Here is a 15,372-nt window from a genome sequence, read left to right on the forward strand (position 1 = left end):
ATCCTGCTTTATTTGGTTAAACAGCGGCTGCTTCAATTTGCAGTTGCTGCAGTATTTGTTGCTGTCGTTCCAGGCTCAGGCGCGGACCAAATTCGGTCACTATTTCTGCCGCTGCGTGGCTGGCCAACCGGCCTGCATCTGCTAAGGATAGCTGACGCGTCAAACCAAACAACATGGCACCTGAAAACATGTCGCCGGCACCGTTGCTATCGACCGCTTTTACTTTAACGCCTGGCACTGCTACTTGCCGCTTCCCGTCACCTAACAATGCGCCGTCTTTGCCCAATGTAATAGCCACAGTGCTGGCATGTTTTTGCAAGGCCAGCAGCGCTTGCTGCGGGTCATCTGTGCCGGTTAACAGCTCTGCTTCTTCGTGGTTACAGAACATGACATCAACGCCACCTTCCAGAATTAGCTCTATACCATCACGGAAATATTTCACCATGGCGGGGTCGGAGCAGGTCATGGCAATTTTGGTGCCGTGCTTACGGGCCAGTTGCTTGGCGCGAACAATAGCTTCGCGGGCAATTGGAGACGTAATTAAATAGCCTTCAATGTACAAGTATTCAGCGGCAGCAATGGCATCTTCGTCTAATTCTTCCAACGACAAATCAGCGGTAATACCAAGAAAAGTGCGCATGGTACGTTCGGCATCAGGCGTCACCATAACCAGACAACGTCCTGTTTTGCCCTGGTGATGCTGATGCTGCAAGTTAGTACGAATACCTACCTTTTCAAGATCATGCCGATAGAATTCACCAGCTTCATCATCAGCCACTTTGCAGCAGTAAAATGCGTTTCCGCCAAATTGGCTGAAGGCAACTAATGAATTGGCAGCAGAACCACCACCTGATTGTTTCTTAAGGTCACCGCGTTGGCTGAGTTCAGCAATCAGTTTGTCCTGATCAGCTTCTTCAATCAGGGTCATCATGCCTTTCTCGATGCCGTGCTGGCTTAAAAAGTCATCTGTGACTTCGAATTCCTGGTCAACCAGCGCGTTGCCGATGCCCACCACGTCTAACGATTTCATAAGTACTCGTTGCTTAATTTTCCGGCCGAGTATTATATACGAAGCAAAGCCGATGATCGATGTTATAGCACTAACAAAAAATGCAATTAGCTACAGTAGTTGCAGTGCGGCGAATGCAAGTGAAGTAAGCAGCACTAATGCGTCGGCAATGCGGGTGAAGCGCAGCGCAAACAGAATGGCTTTGGGGTTCGCAACAGCCGGGCCGAAACGCGCACGGCGGGTTCGTTCATTGCGGTATTGCACCGGCCCGCCCAGCGGAATTCCCAGCAAACGGGCACAGCCAAAGAGCCAACAGGCTTCGGGCAACCACCAGTGCTGCCACTGTTGCTGGCGCAGGGTTCGCAATAGTCTGGGGCCACGCACTAAGGTGCTTAATATAATCACCAGCAAGGCAGCTAATAGCATAGGAAGTAGTAGTGCTAACTGGCTTAAGCGGTGGGGAATTTGGCCAAAATAGCGGTAGCGGGGGTCTTCTAACGGCCATTGTGAAGCCAGCAATGTTAGCACCCGAACGGCCAGCGCCAGCACCGCACCACCAATCAAATAAGCCAGAATAATAGCAAGGGTATGCTGCACCCAGCTTAGTAACTGGTTGTCAGCGGCCGCACGAATGATTCCTATGGGGCTTAAGCGCTTATTATCGCGACTATCAAGCCGGTTGAGTAAGGTACGGGCGACATTTTTCTGATCACGCTGCAGCGCTTTGGCTATAGCCTTTACCAGAGCGGTTTGTGGGCTGGTGTGTAAACTAATCAGTAGCAAAAAGGCGCCAAGCGCGCTGGGGAAGTCGCTTACGTCCAGTAACCACCAGGCCGGAAATAACACCAGGGTTAATAGCACCAGGGTGGCAAGTACGCCAGCCAGTAACTGCTGACCTGATGCATCACGTTGCGGGCGTAGTACTCGCAGTTGTAGTTGCTGCGCGAACAAGCGCACCAGACTAAGCGGGTGCCACAGCGGCGACCAAACTAATACTCGCTCCAGCAGCAGCATTAATAAAACAATGCTGGCCGGGTATTGCACCAGCGTGACCAGCTGTTCAGGCCACGCCATTAATTAATTTGTTGTCAGGCTCATGCCGCCACAACCTCTTTTGTATGTGCAGGTTCGGCGCGGTCACTATCGGCAGGACGACGGGCTTTTGGTGCAGCTGCACGCACATGCTCCGCCTGCATGATCTTACCGTTAATATAGTCGCGCATGTCCGCTACACGATAGCCCGGTTTGGCTTTAAAGCGCAAGAATGGGATGCCTGCGGCAGTTAAAGTATTTTTCAGAAACCAGTTACGCTTGCCTTGTTCGCCGGCAGAATTAGCCGGTTCCAACTCAATGGCGGCTTTCACTTGCATGGTTTCACGATCGCACAACACATAATCCAGAACTTTCTGATTAGCTTTATTTTGTGCACTACGCGAAGCTGAGCGGGACACGCCCTTGCGCACAGTCACAATGTCGTTTAACCGAACTTTGGTGAAAATGCGGTAGTCGTCACCAACGGATTTCTCCAGTAGCGTCAAAAATTGCGCTTCCACGGCACTGCATAGCGATTTCTGGCGTGGCTGATAAGGGTAAGGGGTGTAAGTTTCACTTATGCGGCTGGCCAGAATAGCCACACCAATAAGGGCAATCACGAATAAAATCAGTAAAATTTCCATAAAAAAACCTCATCAACATTTTGACGTTGATGAGGTTATTGCAAAGCCTGTGCCAGCTTAGTATTTAAAACCGCCTTGCACACCTTTGGTCGCTACACTCACCGCATCGTGAGCGTGCAGTGATTCCAAATGGTTCACTCGTACCCAGAAGTCGGTGAACATTGGCATGCGGTTCAACGCCGCCTGCAAGCGGCGGGCTGAGTCTTCTACAAACATCAGGTTCTGCGCGTTCAGGCGGGCAAACTCTTGCTCGTCTTCACGTTTTACTGCGGCTTGTACCGGGGTTTGCAGCGCATCTTCAATGCTGTCAATTAAATGAATAATTGGCAGTTCGTCAACGTCTTTGCCCATGGTTACTTTTACTTCAGCAATAGAACGCTGGCTGTGCGGCGTGGCCACAATACCTTCGGTAGTGCCTAACCATTCTTTGACGGTGGCGGCATCAACGGCATCGTTACCGGCAAATTTTGCCGCAAAGGCGTCTTGAATTAATTGCCGCGCTAACGCTGCTGAACAAGGGCAGGTAGACGAGTAAGGTACTTCTACGCCAAGCTCCAAATCCAGATTGCCGTCGTCGTAAACACCAACTACCGTCACCGGATAGGCTTTCCAGCCCTGCTTTTTGCTGATCAGCGACTTACGGCGCAAGTGGTAGTCAAAATCAAAGCGTACAAAAGCTTTGTCGGCTAAACCTTCATGGCTACCAATAAAGTCATTCAACAATTGCTTTAAACTGGCGTGGCTTAAGGTACCATTGTTGGAAAGCTCGTCTAGTAACAGATACAGCCGTGACATATGAATGCCTTTGGCTTTAGGATCGGCTAGGTTTACAAAAGCTTCGACTTTCGCGCTAACCTGACGGTCAGGTTCTCCAATGGCAGCTACCATCAGAGGAATTTCGATGTTGCTCATACCTACCCAATCCAGTGCTCCTTCGGTTTGGGCACTAGTCTGATTGGCTATATCTGGCATAATGGTCGGCGTCATAGTCGACATGCTCATACTGCTCCGCGATGTTTTTAAAGTGTCTGGCATAATTTAAAAGGCCGTTAGTATAACAAGAATAACGTCCATTACGGTAGTTTCGATTCAAGGGTTCACTATGACAACAGGAAATTCGATTGCATTAGATGAAGTACTGCTAGGTCAGTACGCTGACGCCTTAGGTTTGGATGGGCTGCAGCACACCGTCAACATCTTTATACAGATAATGCCAAGTTATATGGAAGAGCTAACCGAGGCTGCTGATAACAAAGATACCGCAGCGGTGCGTAGTCAGGCTCATAAAATGAAAAGTGCCTGCCGTTCCGTCGGGCTGGCTGGGTTGGCAAGAAAGCTGGAATATCTCGAAAAAGAGAGTTGGCAACCCAGTGATTTGCCTGCTTTGCTGAAGGATTTTGATAGCGCATATGAAAAAGCCACCCCTGTGTTACAGGAATGGCTTCAGAATTATAACCAAAGTTAAAAGTTTGGTTTATTCCACCCGATTAGCAACCACATCACCAACAAATCGGTAGCCTTCACCATGAATAGTGGTGATCAGGTTTGGTGTGGTTGGGTGCGACTCAAAGTGACGACGAATGCGGCGAATAGCTACATCCACAGTCCGATCGTTCGGCCGCAGTTCGCGGTCGAGCATCTTTTTCACTAAGGTTTCGCGATCCAGAATTTTGCCCGGATTAGTCAGAAACAGTTCCATGGCGCGATATTCGCTTTTTGGTAAGCGGAACACTTTGCGCTCTGGTGAAAACAGGCAACGGCTGTCGCTGTCTAATTTCCAACCGTTGAACTCAAATACCACACTGTCGTGGCCAACTGGTTGCTGCTGCGACTTTAAGGCTTCAATACGGCGGTACAAGTTACGTACCCGAATCAGCAATTCTTTCGGGTTGTAAGGCTTGATCAGGTAATCGTCAGCGCCAATTTCCAGTGCCAGTAAACGGTCATCTTCGCTATCGCGACCGGTTAAGAATACCAGTCCGATGTTGTCCCGTTCACGTAGTGATTCAGCCAGCTCAATACCGTTTTTACCAGGTAAGTTCACATCCATAATAACAATGTCAACGGTCTGCTGAGACATAATACGTTCCATCTGCAAACCATCGGCCGCGTCAAATACTTCGTAACCTTCGTGCTGAAACAGGCGGGTTAGCGTCTGGCGGGTAACAACCTCATCTTCCACTATTAAAATCTTGGCGCTCATATCAAAGTTCCGTTGATGTCGATAAGTCGTTAACTAATTTGAAAATAGATTATTACTTTTGTAAACAGAATACCAGTTAAACACCCGGCAATATGCGTTAAGAAACACTGCAAACGCATTGTTTATACAGCTAATCTTATTCAAATGTAGCGAATACGCGTAGTTTAACACAGTTTATTCTGTGAGCGGATAAAAACGGGATACTTGTAACAAACGTGAACCTAAGGTTATATCACTGCGCTGTAATTCGTGATTATTGAGATATAAACGCACCCGTTTGTTCTCAAAATACAGCGCGCCAATACCACCCTGATTTAAAAAGGCCAGATTATTCGAAACGATAAAGCTGGAAATGTTCAGTTGTTGAATAGCAATACTGGGCAGCTCTTTAAGCTGGTCGTAGTCTGCATAAATAACATGGCAGTGATCATTCACTAAATGCAGTTGCAGCTGGCTGTAATGATAAAAGGTAACTACTCGCGGTGCGTCCGGGCTATTCGCTTCCGCACTGCGCTGTTGCAGCACACTGGCTTCGGTTAACAGTTGCGGTGAAGTTTCGGTTGGGCGCTGATGCAGCATGCAGAAAGTAACGCGGTCGGGAGTGGCAGATTCACCGAGTTTACCGGTTGGCACAAATGGCCATTTTATAAAGTGAATCATTTGCGCCATAAATAGCGCGCGGGCCAAACGCTGTGCAGCTTCGGTTTCTTCGGCTGGAGTTGGCTCGGTAGCTTGCAACGGCAGTGGCGCAGCCGGTGCAACGCTGACACTGGTAGGCGCCACAATCAGCAAGGTACCGAGCGCGGCAACAGCTGACCATGAGCAGCGCATGTTAGCCCTGCGCCTCAGCAGAAGGGGGTTCGTCAGACTTTGCTGGTGGCAATATAGTTACCGGAAAGCGCACCACAAACTCAACTCCCTGCTCTTGTTCACTAAAGAAATGAATATTGCCTTTTAATACCTGCGTAACCAGGTTGTAAACTAAATGCATGCCCAGGCCGCTGCCGCCGGAACCGCGCTTAGAGGTAACAAAAGGGTCAAAAATACGGCGGCGAATATCAATAGGTACGCCCGCGCCATTGTCTTCATAAACAATTTCCAAACGCTTATCGGTATCAATGGCAATGGTAATATTTACTTCACCTTGCTGGCGGTGGTCAAAACCGTGCACCATAGAGTTGGTAATCAAATGGCTCAGTATTTGGTTAAGCGGACCGGGCTTGGTTTCAATGCGCAGGGTAGGGTCGCAATGAATATGAATGGGGAAGTTGGTGCTGTCTTTTAGGCGTGGCTTTATCGACAGCAGTACGTCTTGCATAAAGTCCACTACCAGAATTTGCCGGTCAACTTCAGACGACTGGTCTACCGCCACTTGTTTAAATGCGGTAATCAAATCTGCAGCACGATTTACATTGCGGTAAATAATGGCCAGGTTTTCGTCACAATCATTCAAAAACCGTTCAAATTCCTGCGTCGAAATGCGTTTGGCGGAGAACTTCTCCTGCATCAGATGCAGTTTGTCCTGCAGCAGCGTAGAGGCGGTTACCGACAACCCAATCGGGGTGTTTACCTCATGCGCAATGCCCGCCACCATATCACCCAGTGACGCCATTTTTTCCGACTCTACTAACTGACTTTGATACAAATGCAACTGCTCGAGGGTTTTCAATAATTCGGAGTTGGCTTCTTTTAAGGCCTGGGTACGCTGGCTTACTTGCTGTTCCAACTCCGACGCCAGTGAGCTGGCTTCCTGTTCAGCTTTTTCCTGCCGGGTTATATGCTGCTGAATACGATTCAACATGATATTGAAGGCATGACTAACACTGTCAACTTCCTGCAAATGTGAGGTGGGCAGACGTAGTGAATAATCTTTCTCGCGGGCTACTTGCTGAATAACCTCAACCATACGATCCAGCGGGCTGGTAATGGTTTTACGCATCCGAATAGTTAATAAGGCGGCTAGTATCAGAGTGCCCAGGGTAACAATAACTGCCAGCATAATGGAGCGCTGCACAAAAGCTTCCAATTCCGACATGGACGAGCGCAGATACACATAACCTACCACCGAGTTATCCAGTTGAATGGGCTCGGCAACCTCTAAATAGTCAGCCACAATACGTGGCTCACCCAGGCTGTTAATACTGGCATATTTTGCGGGAATGGGAGCCAGGCCACGGCGGTTATAGCTGGCAAAGAAATTCAGATCGCCGGTAACTTCATCCAGCTTGTAAATGTGTACATGCTCAACAAAAGAGGTACTGCGCAGGCTGCGTAAGCGTTGGGTTTCGGTTTCGTTATCGTCAAACACCACGCTGCTAAGGGCATTAAAGGCAGTAACCCGGGCATAAGCGACCGAGCGCTCTATCAGGGAGTCACGGTAATGTTGCACCTGACTATAGGTATTAATTGTAAAAGCAATCAGCAACGCCAGTGTCGTTACAATCAATACGATCAGTAACATGCTGCGCTTGATCGAGCTGAACTGAATGGCCACCTGGCGCCCTCAGAGAGTGTTCAAGGTTAGAAGCTCATGTTAGGCAGTTACGAGTTGCCTTTCAAGCTTTACGTCGGCCTTTCGAGCGTGCCGGGGCTTTAGCCTGCGCCCGATATACCGCGTAGCGATTATCGTTGGCAATGCGTTCACAATGCCCAAAGCTTTGTTCAATCAGCTCTGGCCAGGGTAAAAACTTATTGGCAACCAGCCAGAGTTCACCTTGTGCGGTCAGGTGCTCACGGGCTTGTCGCAAAAATTGCTGACCAATGCGGTAGTCAGTTGCCACGCCAGTATGAAACGGCGGGTGGCTCACAATAAAGTCGAATTTACCTAGTTTGGCATCCAGCTTATCCGCCGCCATTACTGTAGTAGAATCGCCATCAGTGGCCAATTTATTGCGGGTAAGGGTTGCTTCGGTAGCGGCCAGTGCCAGCGCGCTAACATCTACATAGGTAACTTGTAACTGTGGCTGCTGTTGCTGCAAACAGGCACCCAATACACCAGCGCCACAGGCAAAATCCAGCACCCGGGATGACGCTCGCGGAACCGGCAAGTGGCGCAATAAATAATGGCTACCGCTGTCGACGCTTTCGTGGGCAAACACGCCCGGGAAGGTGCAAAGCTCAAGCAGGGTGTCGGTTAACGGATGTTGGTACTGAACCCAACTGGCGTAGTCGTCCAAACTCCACGCGGGGGCCTGAGCCACAACTTCGGTGGCAAATAACGAGCAGTGGTTACCGTCAGTTAATTTTTGCGCACCGGCAAAAGCATTACTCAGTTGCTTGGCCACACTTTTAATGCCGCTACGTTTTTCGCCTACCAGCCACACTGGTGCGCCAACAGGTAATAACTTTGCTACGGCGGCTAGTAACATGGCAAGTAGTGGTTTTTCTTTGGGAACATAAATAATGGCAGCGGTAGCTGCATAGTCAGGAGTTCTGGCGGTAAAATGACTTTGTTTGCCACTGGCTTGCCACAATTGATGATAACCAAAGTGCAAATTCCAGCTGCATACCTGCGGTAGTGCCGCACCAGCGGCGTCGCTGCTATTGATAACCAGCACCTGATGCTCGTGAAGACTGTCTAAACCATAGCGTTGTAATAACTGACCGGGGGCTGATAAGGCGCTAGCGGATACCGCAGGGGGAGTGCTCATTTAACGTAAAACATCCATTATAAGTTCGTGTTGGCGCAAGGCTATCACAGTTCCGCCGCGATGCTCTTTAACGCGCAAAAATTTATCTTCAAACCGAACTATAGCGCCCGGATACAACTGACGGCCTGCTATTACCTGCAACTGCAGATCTGGCGCCGGCGTGTCCATTACTAAGCTCAAGCGGCCTCGCAAAGTAGCAATAGTATTCTGTTGATGCGCCAGTTCGTCGGTTATTTTGCTGCGCATTAATTGCTGGCGTTCGTTCAACTTGGGTATTTTCGCCAATTGTTGCTGGGCTGCCAGTAATTTTTTAATAGTGCGCAGGGCTATTTGTAAGTGGTTGCGTAAGCTATTCACTTCCACGTCAGCTTCAGAGGCATCCAGTGGCTGCTGAAAATAAATACGAGTTTTCGTACCAGCCGGTGCACCCACCTGGCCGGCCGACACGTCACTGGTGGTTTCTACTACGCCACCAATAAGCTTACCAAGTGCGTTTTTACCTTCACCCCCGACACAAAGCGCACCCTGAGTAATCACGTGACAGTGGGTTAATTGTTTATCAACAATGACTCCGTGCTTGCCAATTAACATCGCGTACTGAGCATAGGAAACCCACACCGAACCACTGGCTATCAGGCGGGTCGACAGCGGGGCAAAGTTATCGTCGTCGTCTTCGTCGTCATGGGCCAGTTGATGCCCAATAACGCCTTTAGCAACGGTAATATTACCGCCGGCATTCAGCTCGGCAGAATCCACGTAGCCGGCAATAGTAATGTCACCGGTGGCTTTCACGCGCATGCCTTCGCCTACGCTGCCGGTAATAATAACGCTGCCTTCGTAATCAACATGGCCGGTACCAACGTCAACGTCTTTCATAGTCAGAACTTCATCAACTTCAGCCGAGTTATCGATGAAGGTTGGCATGCCTTGTTTCTCGGCAATAAGTTCGTCGCTGTTGTCAGGGTTCAGCAAGGTACCTTTGCCCGCCTTTATATCGCGATCAGTGCCATCGGTTGCGGGTAAAGGCTCGCCTTTAATGGTGAAACCCGGCCGGCCTTTGGTAGCCGGAATGCGGCGCAGCACAGCTTCGCCTTCCTTTACCGAAAACAGTTTACCAAGATCGCGCATATCAACGCTGCCGTCGCCCCGGTCCTGTGGCCGCAGAATGCGTTTGCGGGCATCGGGAACCAGCGGTTTAAAGCGGGCATCCAAACCATTCACAGGCTTACGCCCGCGCGCAATAGTTACCTCTAGCGGCAAGCCGGGCAGGGCGGTGTTGCAATGTTCAATCAGTTGTTCAATAGCTTCGCGACGAATACCTGCAGTAATTTCCTGCTCACGCAAACAGCTGAGAATATGGCCACGGCTCAGGGTAGTGCCGCCGTATGGCGCCGTAACATAAGCTTCGGCTTCCATGGCATCTTCGGAAATCTCAATGGTGAGTTCAGCATCACGAATTTCAGCTATTTTGAAGCGTAAGTTTTGTTTGGTGCCGGGGTTTTCTGTGCGGTATTTGCGCGCTTCAGTAACGGCATTTTGAAAGCCGTTGTCTACGACTTTAGCTTTGCTAAGTTCACTCTTGCGGTAGGCGTCTTCGAGGTTCTCAATCGTCATGGCGCTCACGTCAAGACCATGGGGGATCTCAACATGCACAAAGCCTGCCTGACTAATGAATTTTAAGCCGTCACTCACAGCTGCCTACCTCCTGCCGTCGACTTTTTATTACATCAGCCGAAAGCATTAAAGTCCTTTATATTTCTTGTATCGGCTAAGTGTACAAAAAATCTACCCACAGGGGGCATTTCTTTAAGGGTGCGCTTGATAAAGTTGTATATATTCCCTGGCTTCAGCAACAATGCGTTGCATATGCAGGCTCAGTTCCTGCCAACGAGAGTTTAATTCCCGCTCATCCAAATTGTGCCAGTCTTGCTGTAATTCACGGGCGCGCAAGCTAAAAGCCGTCGCCCCAATAGTAGCACTGTGGCCTTTTAAGGTGTGCAGCCAGCGCACAATATCTTCCGGTGATTGCTGTTGAAAACTGGCAAGGGTCGGGGCTTCGCCATACTGATCCACATAGTGTTCCAGTATTTGGCGATAAATTGAGGAACGCCCATGGCAATAGCGCAGCCCAAGCTGCACATCTACCTCATTGGCGTTATATCGGTTTCTGGTCATAAACTTCGCTGAATATATCAACATTCTCGGCTGCATCGTCCATTTCGTCAGCCTCAAATTGTGCAATGTTAAACAAAGCTTCCCCTTCGTTTGCCACCGGGATGTTACTGATGCCAATCACAATACCATTAGTGGTGGAGCGAATCGCATACATTTCTTCACCGTGCGGGTTTACTGACTGCGCAACAATTTGCCCCTTGCTAATGGTTTGGCCTAATTCCACTTTCGGAATGACCAGACCGTCGTACTCGCTACGTATCCAGGTGGAACGACGTGCCACCACCGGATTTACGCGCCGGCGGCGAGGGCGGCCGGTAAGCATTTTTAATGATTTCAGCACATTTTTTACGCCAATAACACCAGCTTTTATAGCGGCGTAATCAAATCGCAAGGCTTCCCCGGCTTCATACAGTATCAGCGGCATGCCTAGTTCATGTGCCAGTGAACGGAGTGAGCCGTCGCGATCTTTCGCGTGTAGAATAACCGGTGACCCGAAGGCTTCAGCCATGGCTAGTGCTTCGGCGTTGTCTACATTCACGCGAATTTGCGGCAAATTACTACGGTGAATGGCGCCGGTGTGCAAATCCACAATGTGAGTAGCACGCTCCACCAGCGTTTCCCGGAACAAGTGCGCCAGTCGACTACCCAGGGCACCGCGTTCAGATCCCGGAAAGCAGCGGTTTAAGTCGCGGCGGTCAGGCAAATAACGCGATTGCTGAATAAAGCCAAACACATTCACCACCGGCACTATCATTAAAGTTCCGGTTAGTTTCAGCGGGTCTATTTCGCTTAACAAGCGGCGACAAACCTCAATCCCGTTTAATTCATCACCATGAATGGCCGCACAAACCAGCAGCACCGGGCCGGGCTTAGTGCCGTGAAAAACTTCCACATGCAAATCTATCGGGGCATCGTTATACAGCCGCGCTGCTGGTATTTTCACACTGTGCCGCGAACCTGGCGCAATGCTATGTTCAGCTAACTGAAAATGCTCACGGGTTTTGCTTTTAACCACTCACGAAACTCCTGTTGGTACTGGTATTACCCGCGACCTTTGGTGCGGGTGCTGTTGTCTTTCTTATTGCGCTCAATAAAGTCAATAATCTTGTCGGCAACGTCTTTGTCGGTGGCCGACTCAATGCCCTCTAAACCTGGCGACGAGTTAACTTCCATTACCAGCGGACCATGGTTAGAGCGTAGTAAATCAACACCAGCCACGTTTAACCCCATGGTTTTAGCCGCTTTTACAGCGGTGGCGCGTTCCGCCGGTGTTAGTTTCACCAGCGAGGCAGAACCACCACGGTGCAAGTTCGAGCGGAACTCACCTGATTTAGCCTGGCGTTTCATGGCAGCAATTACTTTATCGCCAATAACAAAGCAGCGAATGTCGGCACCGCCGGACTCTTTAATATATTCCTGCACCATAATGTTTGATTTCATGCCCATAAAGGCTTCAATCACACTTTCTGCGGCCTGGCGAGTTTCAGCTAACACCACGCCAATGCCCTGGGTGCCTTCCAGTAGTTTAATTACTAGTGGCGCGCCGCCAACCATATCAATTAGGTCGGGAATGTCCTGCGGCTTACTGGCAAAGCCGGTAATGGGCAAGCCAATGCCTTTGCGCGATAACAGCTGCAATGAACGCAGTTTGTCGCGGCTACGGGAAATGGCTACCGACTCGTTCAGTGGGTAAACGCCCATCATTTCAAACTGGCGCAGTACGGCCGTGCCGTAGAAAGTTACCGAAGCGCCAATACGCGGAATTACCGCATCATATAGCGGCAGCTCAATACCCTTCATATGAATAGACAACTCGCGGGCATTGATATTCATGTAACAACTTAGCGGATCTAATACGTCAACCTCGTGGCCACGCGCTTCGGCAGCCTCAATTAAACGGCGGGTTGAGTACAAACGCCTGTTGCGTGACAAAATAGCTATTTTCATTGCGGCTCTCCTAATAAATACGATGCGTCCGGATTAACCAGAAACTGGCGGCGCATCGCTTGGCGACCCAGTAACATTCGAAATTTCATACTATCGCGGTTGGTCAGCGTTAGCTCTATCGGGGAATCAAAATCACCTATCACCAACCGGCTTTTAATCACGTAACGTTGCTCGGTATGGCCGCCGGAATCAGTGACTGCGCGCTGATCGTGAATTTGTGCTTCACAAATTTGTTCGCGGTCGCTGTTTTGTTCCGGGTGCATCCAAATACGTAACCATTGCTGACCATCGCGTTCGAAGGGCTCTAACTTAAAAGCATGTAAACAAGACGTTTTTGCGCCGGTATCAACTTTCATTTTTATGGCAGCAATGCCAAGTTCAGGGAGTGCTCCCCATTCACGCCAACCCAGGGTTTGCATGCAAAATCCTTCTGTAGCTATTTTTTAAAACTGAAACAGTGTTATTGTATACAACTGATTGATCCAGCCTACCACACCTCGCGTATTTTGCCTCAGGAGGATAACACTATGCCAGCATGTAATACTTGTTCTTGTCGTGAACCACTAGGTTTCGGGGTTAAAATGGCATTTCAGCCAATTGTTGATATTGCCAATCGTGAAGTGTTTGCCTACGAATCATTGGTCCGTGGTGAGAACGGTGAAGGTGCTGGTGACGTATTAGCCCGGGTAAACGACGACAATAAGTATACCTTCGATCAAACTTGTCGCATACGTTCTATTGAGACCGCAGCAAAATTAAATCTGCAGCAAAACCTCAGCATTAACTTTATGCCGAATGCGATTTATGAACCTGAAACCTGTTTGGCGCAAACCTTAAAAACCGCCAACGAAACCGGTTTCCCGCGTGAGAAAATCATTTTCGAGGTTACCGAGCACGAAAAAATTGAGAATCACAATTTGCTGGTTGATGTGTTTAAAACCTATCGTGAGTACGGCTTCCGTACTGCTATTGACGATTTCGGTGAAGGTTATGCGGGCTTGAATTTATTAGCCGATTTCCAACCTGATTTTCTGAAAATCGACATGAATTTAATTCGCAATATTCATCTAGATCGTACCAAGAAAGCCATTTTGTCGGGCATTATTAGTGTAGCAACTGAGCTGGAAATTCAACTTATTGCCGAAGGTATTGAAACCGACGACGAGTACAAATATTTGCGCGATCGCGGCATTAACTTAATGCAGGGCTATTTCTTTTGCCGCCCGGCAATAGAACAACTGAATCAGCCTAACTGGCCGGAATAAATCATCGGCTAGTTGTCAGGGAGCGCCCTATTCGCCGCGCTGTGCAGCAGGTCGGTGCTCCCGTAATTGCCGCAAGTGGGAACAGAACTCTTCCAGCGGCCGGTCCAGCGCACTATCACTAATATAAATGTCGTAACCCAATAGCTCACGCAATTGCAGCATGCGGGTTGCAAACATCGCCTTAATGCCATTGTACTCAATTCCCTGGCGGCTTACGTAGCTCGTTGGAATATCGAAATAGTCGCTGTAATCGGTTAGCTCCGGCTTTTCCCGGCGCAGTGCCATAGTGAGCAGGTGTCGCTGTTCACTAACTAAATGCACAGCCAGGCGTGGGGACACTTCGGCTAAAAATAAATCTTCATCTTCAATTTTAATGCCCACAAAGGGCAAGTCTTCTAAGTCCAGTCCCCGGTGAACTCGGGGTATATCAAACCTTATAATATTGTCCCAGTCGAGGCGCCAGGTTCCGCGGCGGTGCAAATAACGAATATCTGCGGGCGTAATTAACAGCGACACTTCCGGCTCGGTAATTTTGGCAATGCCCAGCAACAATAAAAAGCCACTGAAAGCTAAAATAATGGCCCATGCCTGCCAGGGTAAATCGATAGCGGTCAGCCTCATTAGCAGGGCCAGTACAATAATACCTACCCCGGCAAAGCAAAAAACTAAACCGTTGCGCTTGGCCATTGGTTTTACGGAATACTCAGCAGAGCTCATAGTTTATAACTCGAATGCGTCGTGAATAAGTTGTTGGGTAAAGGCTGTTTTCAAGTAAAACCCTCGCGGTAGCGTTTGAATATGTTGGCCATGTGCGCCAATGGCGTCGGTCAGTACCCGCCCATTAGCAGCTTTGGGGCGCAGTTGCAGGCAGTCGCCATGGCGCGCATTTATTTGTTCCACCTGACCTAGCGCGATGCGATCCATGTGTTCCTGCCAGTCGGCGCGTAAGCGTGCTTCCTGGTCCGCGTTGGGGCGCCATAAAAAAGCACTGCCAACGCTGCGCTCGGCCAGCGGCACCTCGCGGCGCCCGTCAATGGGCAACCACAACACACATTGTAGCTTATTGCGTACGTTAGAATTGGCCCATTGCAAGCCAGCTATGTTGGTGAGCGGGGCGCTGCACACAAAGGTGGTTTCCAGTGGTTTGCCGCCGGCATCAATAGGCAAGGTTTTCAGCTCAACACCTAACTGGGGAAAGTCCTGCTCCTGCTTGGAGCCGGCGCTGGCGCCCAAGAAACGCTCCAATAGCTGACCAACCCAACCTTTGTCGCGGCGCAGGTCGGCCGGCAGCGTTACTTTCGCCGCTTCTGCCAGTTCAGCAAAGCTGGCGCCGGCCAGGCTACTAGCACGATCAAATAGCTGGGCAAGACTAGCTGGTGGTTGTGTGGCAAGGCGTAACATGGGTTGAAGAGACTCCCGCAGCAACTTCGTTTGTTAACTTTAACAT

Annotated in this window: 17 protein-coding genes; 2 read left to right on the forward strand and 15 right to left on the reverse strand. The window is 49.6% G+C overall.

Features of this window, described 5'->3' with window-relative positions; genetic code table 11:
* Positions 1 to 16: 16 nt before the first annotated feature.
* The 4 genes from CCE91_RS02565 to folE2 form a co-directional block, all read right to left on the reverse strand.
* The gene (locus CCE91_RS02565; RefSeq protein ID WP_086433693.1) at positions 17 to 1,030 is read right to left on the reverse strand and encodes an adenosine kinase; all 1,014 of its coding nucleotides are present in this window, start codon (positions 1,028 to 1,030) and stop codon (positions 17 to 19) included.
* A gap of 90 nt (positions 1,031 to 1,120) precedes the next feature.
* Positions 1,121 to 2,083 carry a cobalamin biosynthesis protein gene (locus CCE91_RS02570; protein WP_086433694.1) on the reverse strand — a complete coding sequence of 321 codons (963 nt, stop codon included), beginning with the start codon at positions 2,081 to 2,083 and terminating at the stop codon, positions 1,121 to 1,123.
* 20 nt (positions 2,084 to 2,103) lie between these two features.
* Positions 2,104 to 2,685, reverse strand: coding sequence for a DUF2726 domain-containing protein (locus CCE91_RS02575; protein ID WP_086433695.1), 582 nt, complete (start codon positions 2,683 to 2,685; stop codon positions 2,104 to 2,106).
* 57 nt (positions 2,686 to 2,742) lie between these two features.
* Complete coding sequence (folE2, locus tag CCE91_RS02580; RefSeq protein ID WP_086433696.1) at positions 2,743 to 3,672, reverse strand: GTP cyclohydrolase FolE2; 930 nt, start codon at positions 3,670 to 3,672, stop codon at positions 2,743 to 2,745.
* Positions 3,673 to 3,787: 115 nt separating this feature from the next.
* On the opposite strand from folE2, the gene CCE91_RS02585 reads away from it, so the two are divergent.
* Complete coding sequence (locus CCE91_RS02585) at positions 3,788 to 4,150, forward strand: Hpt domain-containing protein (RefSeq protein WP_086433697.1); 363 nt, start codon at positions 3,788 to 3,790, stop codon at positions 4,148 to 4,150.
* 9 nt (positions 4,151 to 4,159) lie between these two features.
* On the opposite strand, the gene arcA is transcribed toward CCE91_RS02585, so the two are convergent.
* From arcA to CCE91_RS02630, 9 genes are all read right to left on the reverse strand, one after another.
* On the reverse strand, positions 4,160 to 4,888 hold the full coding sequence (gene arcA, locus CCE91_RS02590) for a two-component system response regulator ArcA (protein WP_086433698.1): 729 nt from the start codon (positions 4,886 to 4,888) through the stop codon (positions 4,160 to 4,162).
* Positions 4,889 to 5,062: 174 nt separating this feature from the next.
* The gene (locus CCE91_RS02595; RefSeq protein ID WP_086433699.1) at positions 5,063 to 5,719 is read right to left on the reverse strand and encodes a YfiR family protein; all 657 of its coding nucleotides are present in this window, start codon (positions 5,717 to 5,719) and stop codon (positions 5,063 to 5,065) included.
* 1 nt (position 5,720) lies between these two features.
* Positions 5,721 to 7,349: a sensor histidine kinase gene (locus tag CCE91_RS02600; protein WP_234996243.1), complete on the reverse strand. Its 1,629-nt coding sequence runs from the start codon at positions 7,347 to 7,349 to the stop codon at positions 5,721 to 5,723.
* 94 nt (positions 7,350 to 7,443) lie between these two features.
* On the reverse strand, positions 7,444 to 8,538 hold the full coding sequence (locus tag CCE91_RS02605) for a methyltransferase (protein ID WP_086433700.1): 1,095 nt from the start codon (positions 8,536 to 8,538) through the stop codon (positions 7,444 to 7,446).
* Positions 8,539 to 10,230: a DUF342 domain-containing protein gene (locus tag CCE91_RS02610; RefSeq protein ID WP_086433701.1), complete on the reverse strand. Its 1,692-nt coding sequence runs from the start codon at positions 10,228 to 10,230 to the stop codon at positions 8,539 to 8,541.
* Between the two features lie 114 nt (positions 10,231 to 10,344).
* On the reverse strand, positions 10,345 to 10,713 hold the full coding sequence (locus CCE91_RS02615; protein WP_157984145.1) for an Hpt domain-containing protein: 369 nt from the start codon (positions 10,711 to 10,713) through the stop codon (positions 10,345 to 10,347).
* Positions 10,694 to 11,728, reverse strand: coding sequence for a succinylglutamate desuccinylase/aspartoacylase family protein (locus tag CCE91_RS02620; protein WP_086433703.1), 1,035 nt, complete (start codon positions 11,726 to 11,728; stop codon positions 10,694 to 10,696). Before CCE91_RS02620 ends, CCE91_RS02615 begins: the two co-directional genes overlap by 20 nt.
* Before the next feature lie 26 nt (positions 11,729 to 11,754).
* Positions 11,755 to 12,660 carry a 30S ribosomal protein S6--L-glutamate ligase gene (gene rimK / locus CCE91_RS02625; protein ID WP_086433704.1) on the reverse strand — a complete coding sequence of 302 codons (906 nt, stop codon included), beginning with the start codon at positions 12,658 to 12,660 and terminating at the stop codon, positions 11,755 to 11,757.
* Positions 12,657 to 13,079, reverse strand: coding sequence for an ATP-dependent zinc protease family protein (locus tag CCE91_RS02630; RefSeq protein ID WP_086433705.1), 423 nt, complete (start codon positions 13,077 to 13,079; stop codon positions 12,657 to 12,659). The genes rimK and CCE91_RS02630 overlap by 4 nt, the downstream gene beginning before the upstream one ends.
* A 108-nt stretch (positions 13,080 to 13,187) precedes the next feature.
* On the opposite strand from CCE91_RS02630, the gene CCE91_RS02635 reads away from it, so the two are divergent.
* Complete coding sequence (locus CCE91_RS02635; protein WP_086433706.1) at positions 13,188 to 13,925, forward strand: EAL domain-containing protein; 738 nt, start codon at positions 13,188 to 13,190, stop codon at positions 13,923 to 13,925.
* Between the two features lie 27 nt (positions 13,926 to 13,952).
* On the opposite strand, the gene CCE91_RS02640 is transcribed toward CCE91_RS02635, so the two are convergent.
* Together CCE91_RS02640 and mutH are read right to left on the reverse strand one after the other, a co-directional pair.
* The gene (locus CCE91_RS02640) at positions 13,953 to 14,642 is read right to left on the reverse strand and encodes a DUF2982 domain-containing protein (protein WP_086433707.1); all 690 of its coding nucleotides are present in this window, start codon (positions 14,640 to 14,642) and stop codon (positions 13,953 to 13,955) included.
* Positions 14,643 to 14,645: 3 nt separating this feature from the next.
* Complete coding sequence (mutH, locus tag CCE91_RS02645; RefSeq protein WP_086433708.1) at positions 14,646 to 15,326, reverse strand: DNA mismatch repair endonuclease MutH; 681 nt, start codon at positions 15,324 to 15,326, stop codon at positions 14,646 to 14,648.
* Between the last annotated feature and the right edge of the window lie 46 nt (positions 15,327 to 15,372).

This window comes from Pseudidiomarina planktonica (assembly GCF_900177775.1).
Classification (GTDB): Bacteria; Pseudomonadota; Gammaproteobacteria; order Enterobacterales; family Alteromonadaceae; genus Pseudidiomarina; species Pseudidiomarina planktonica.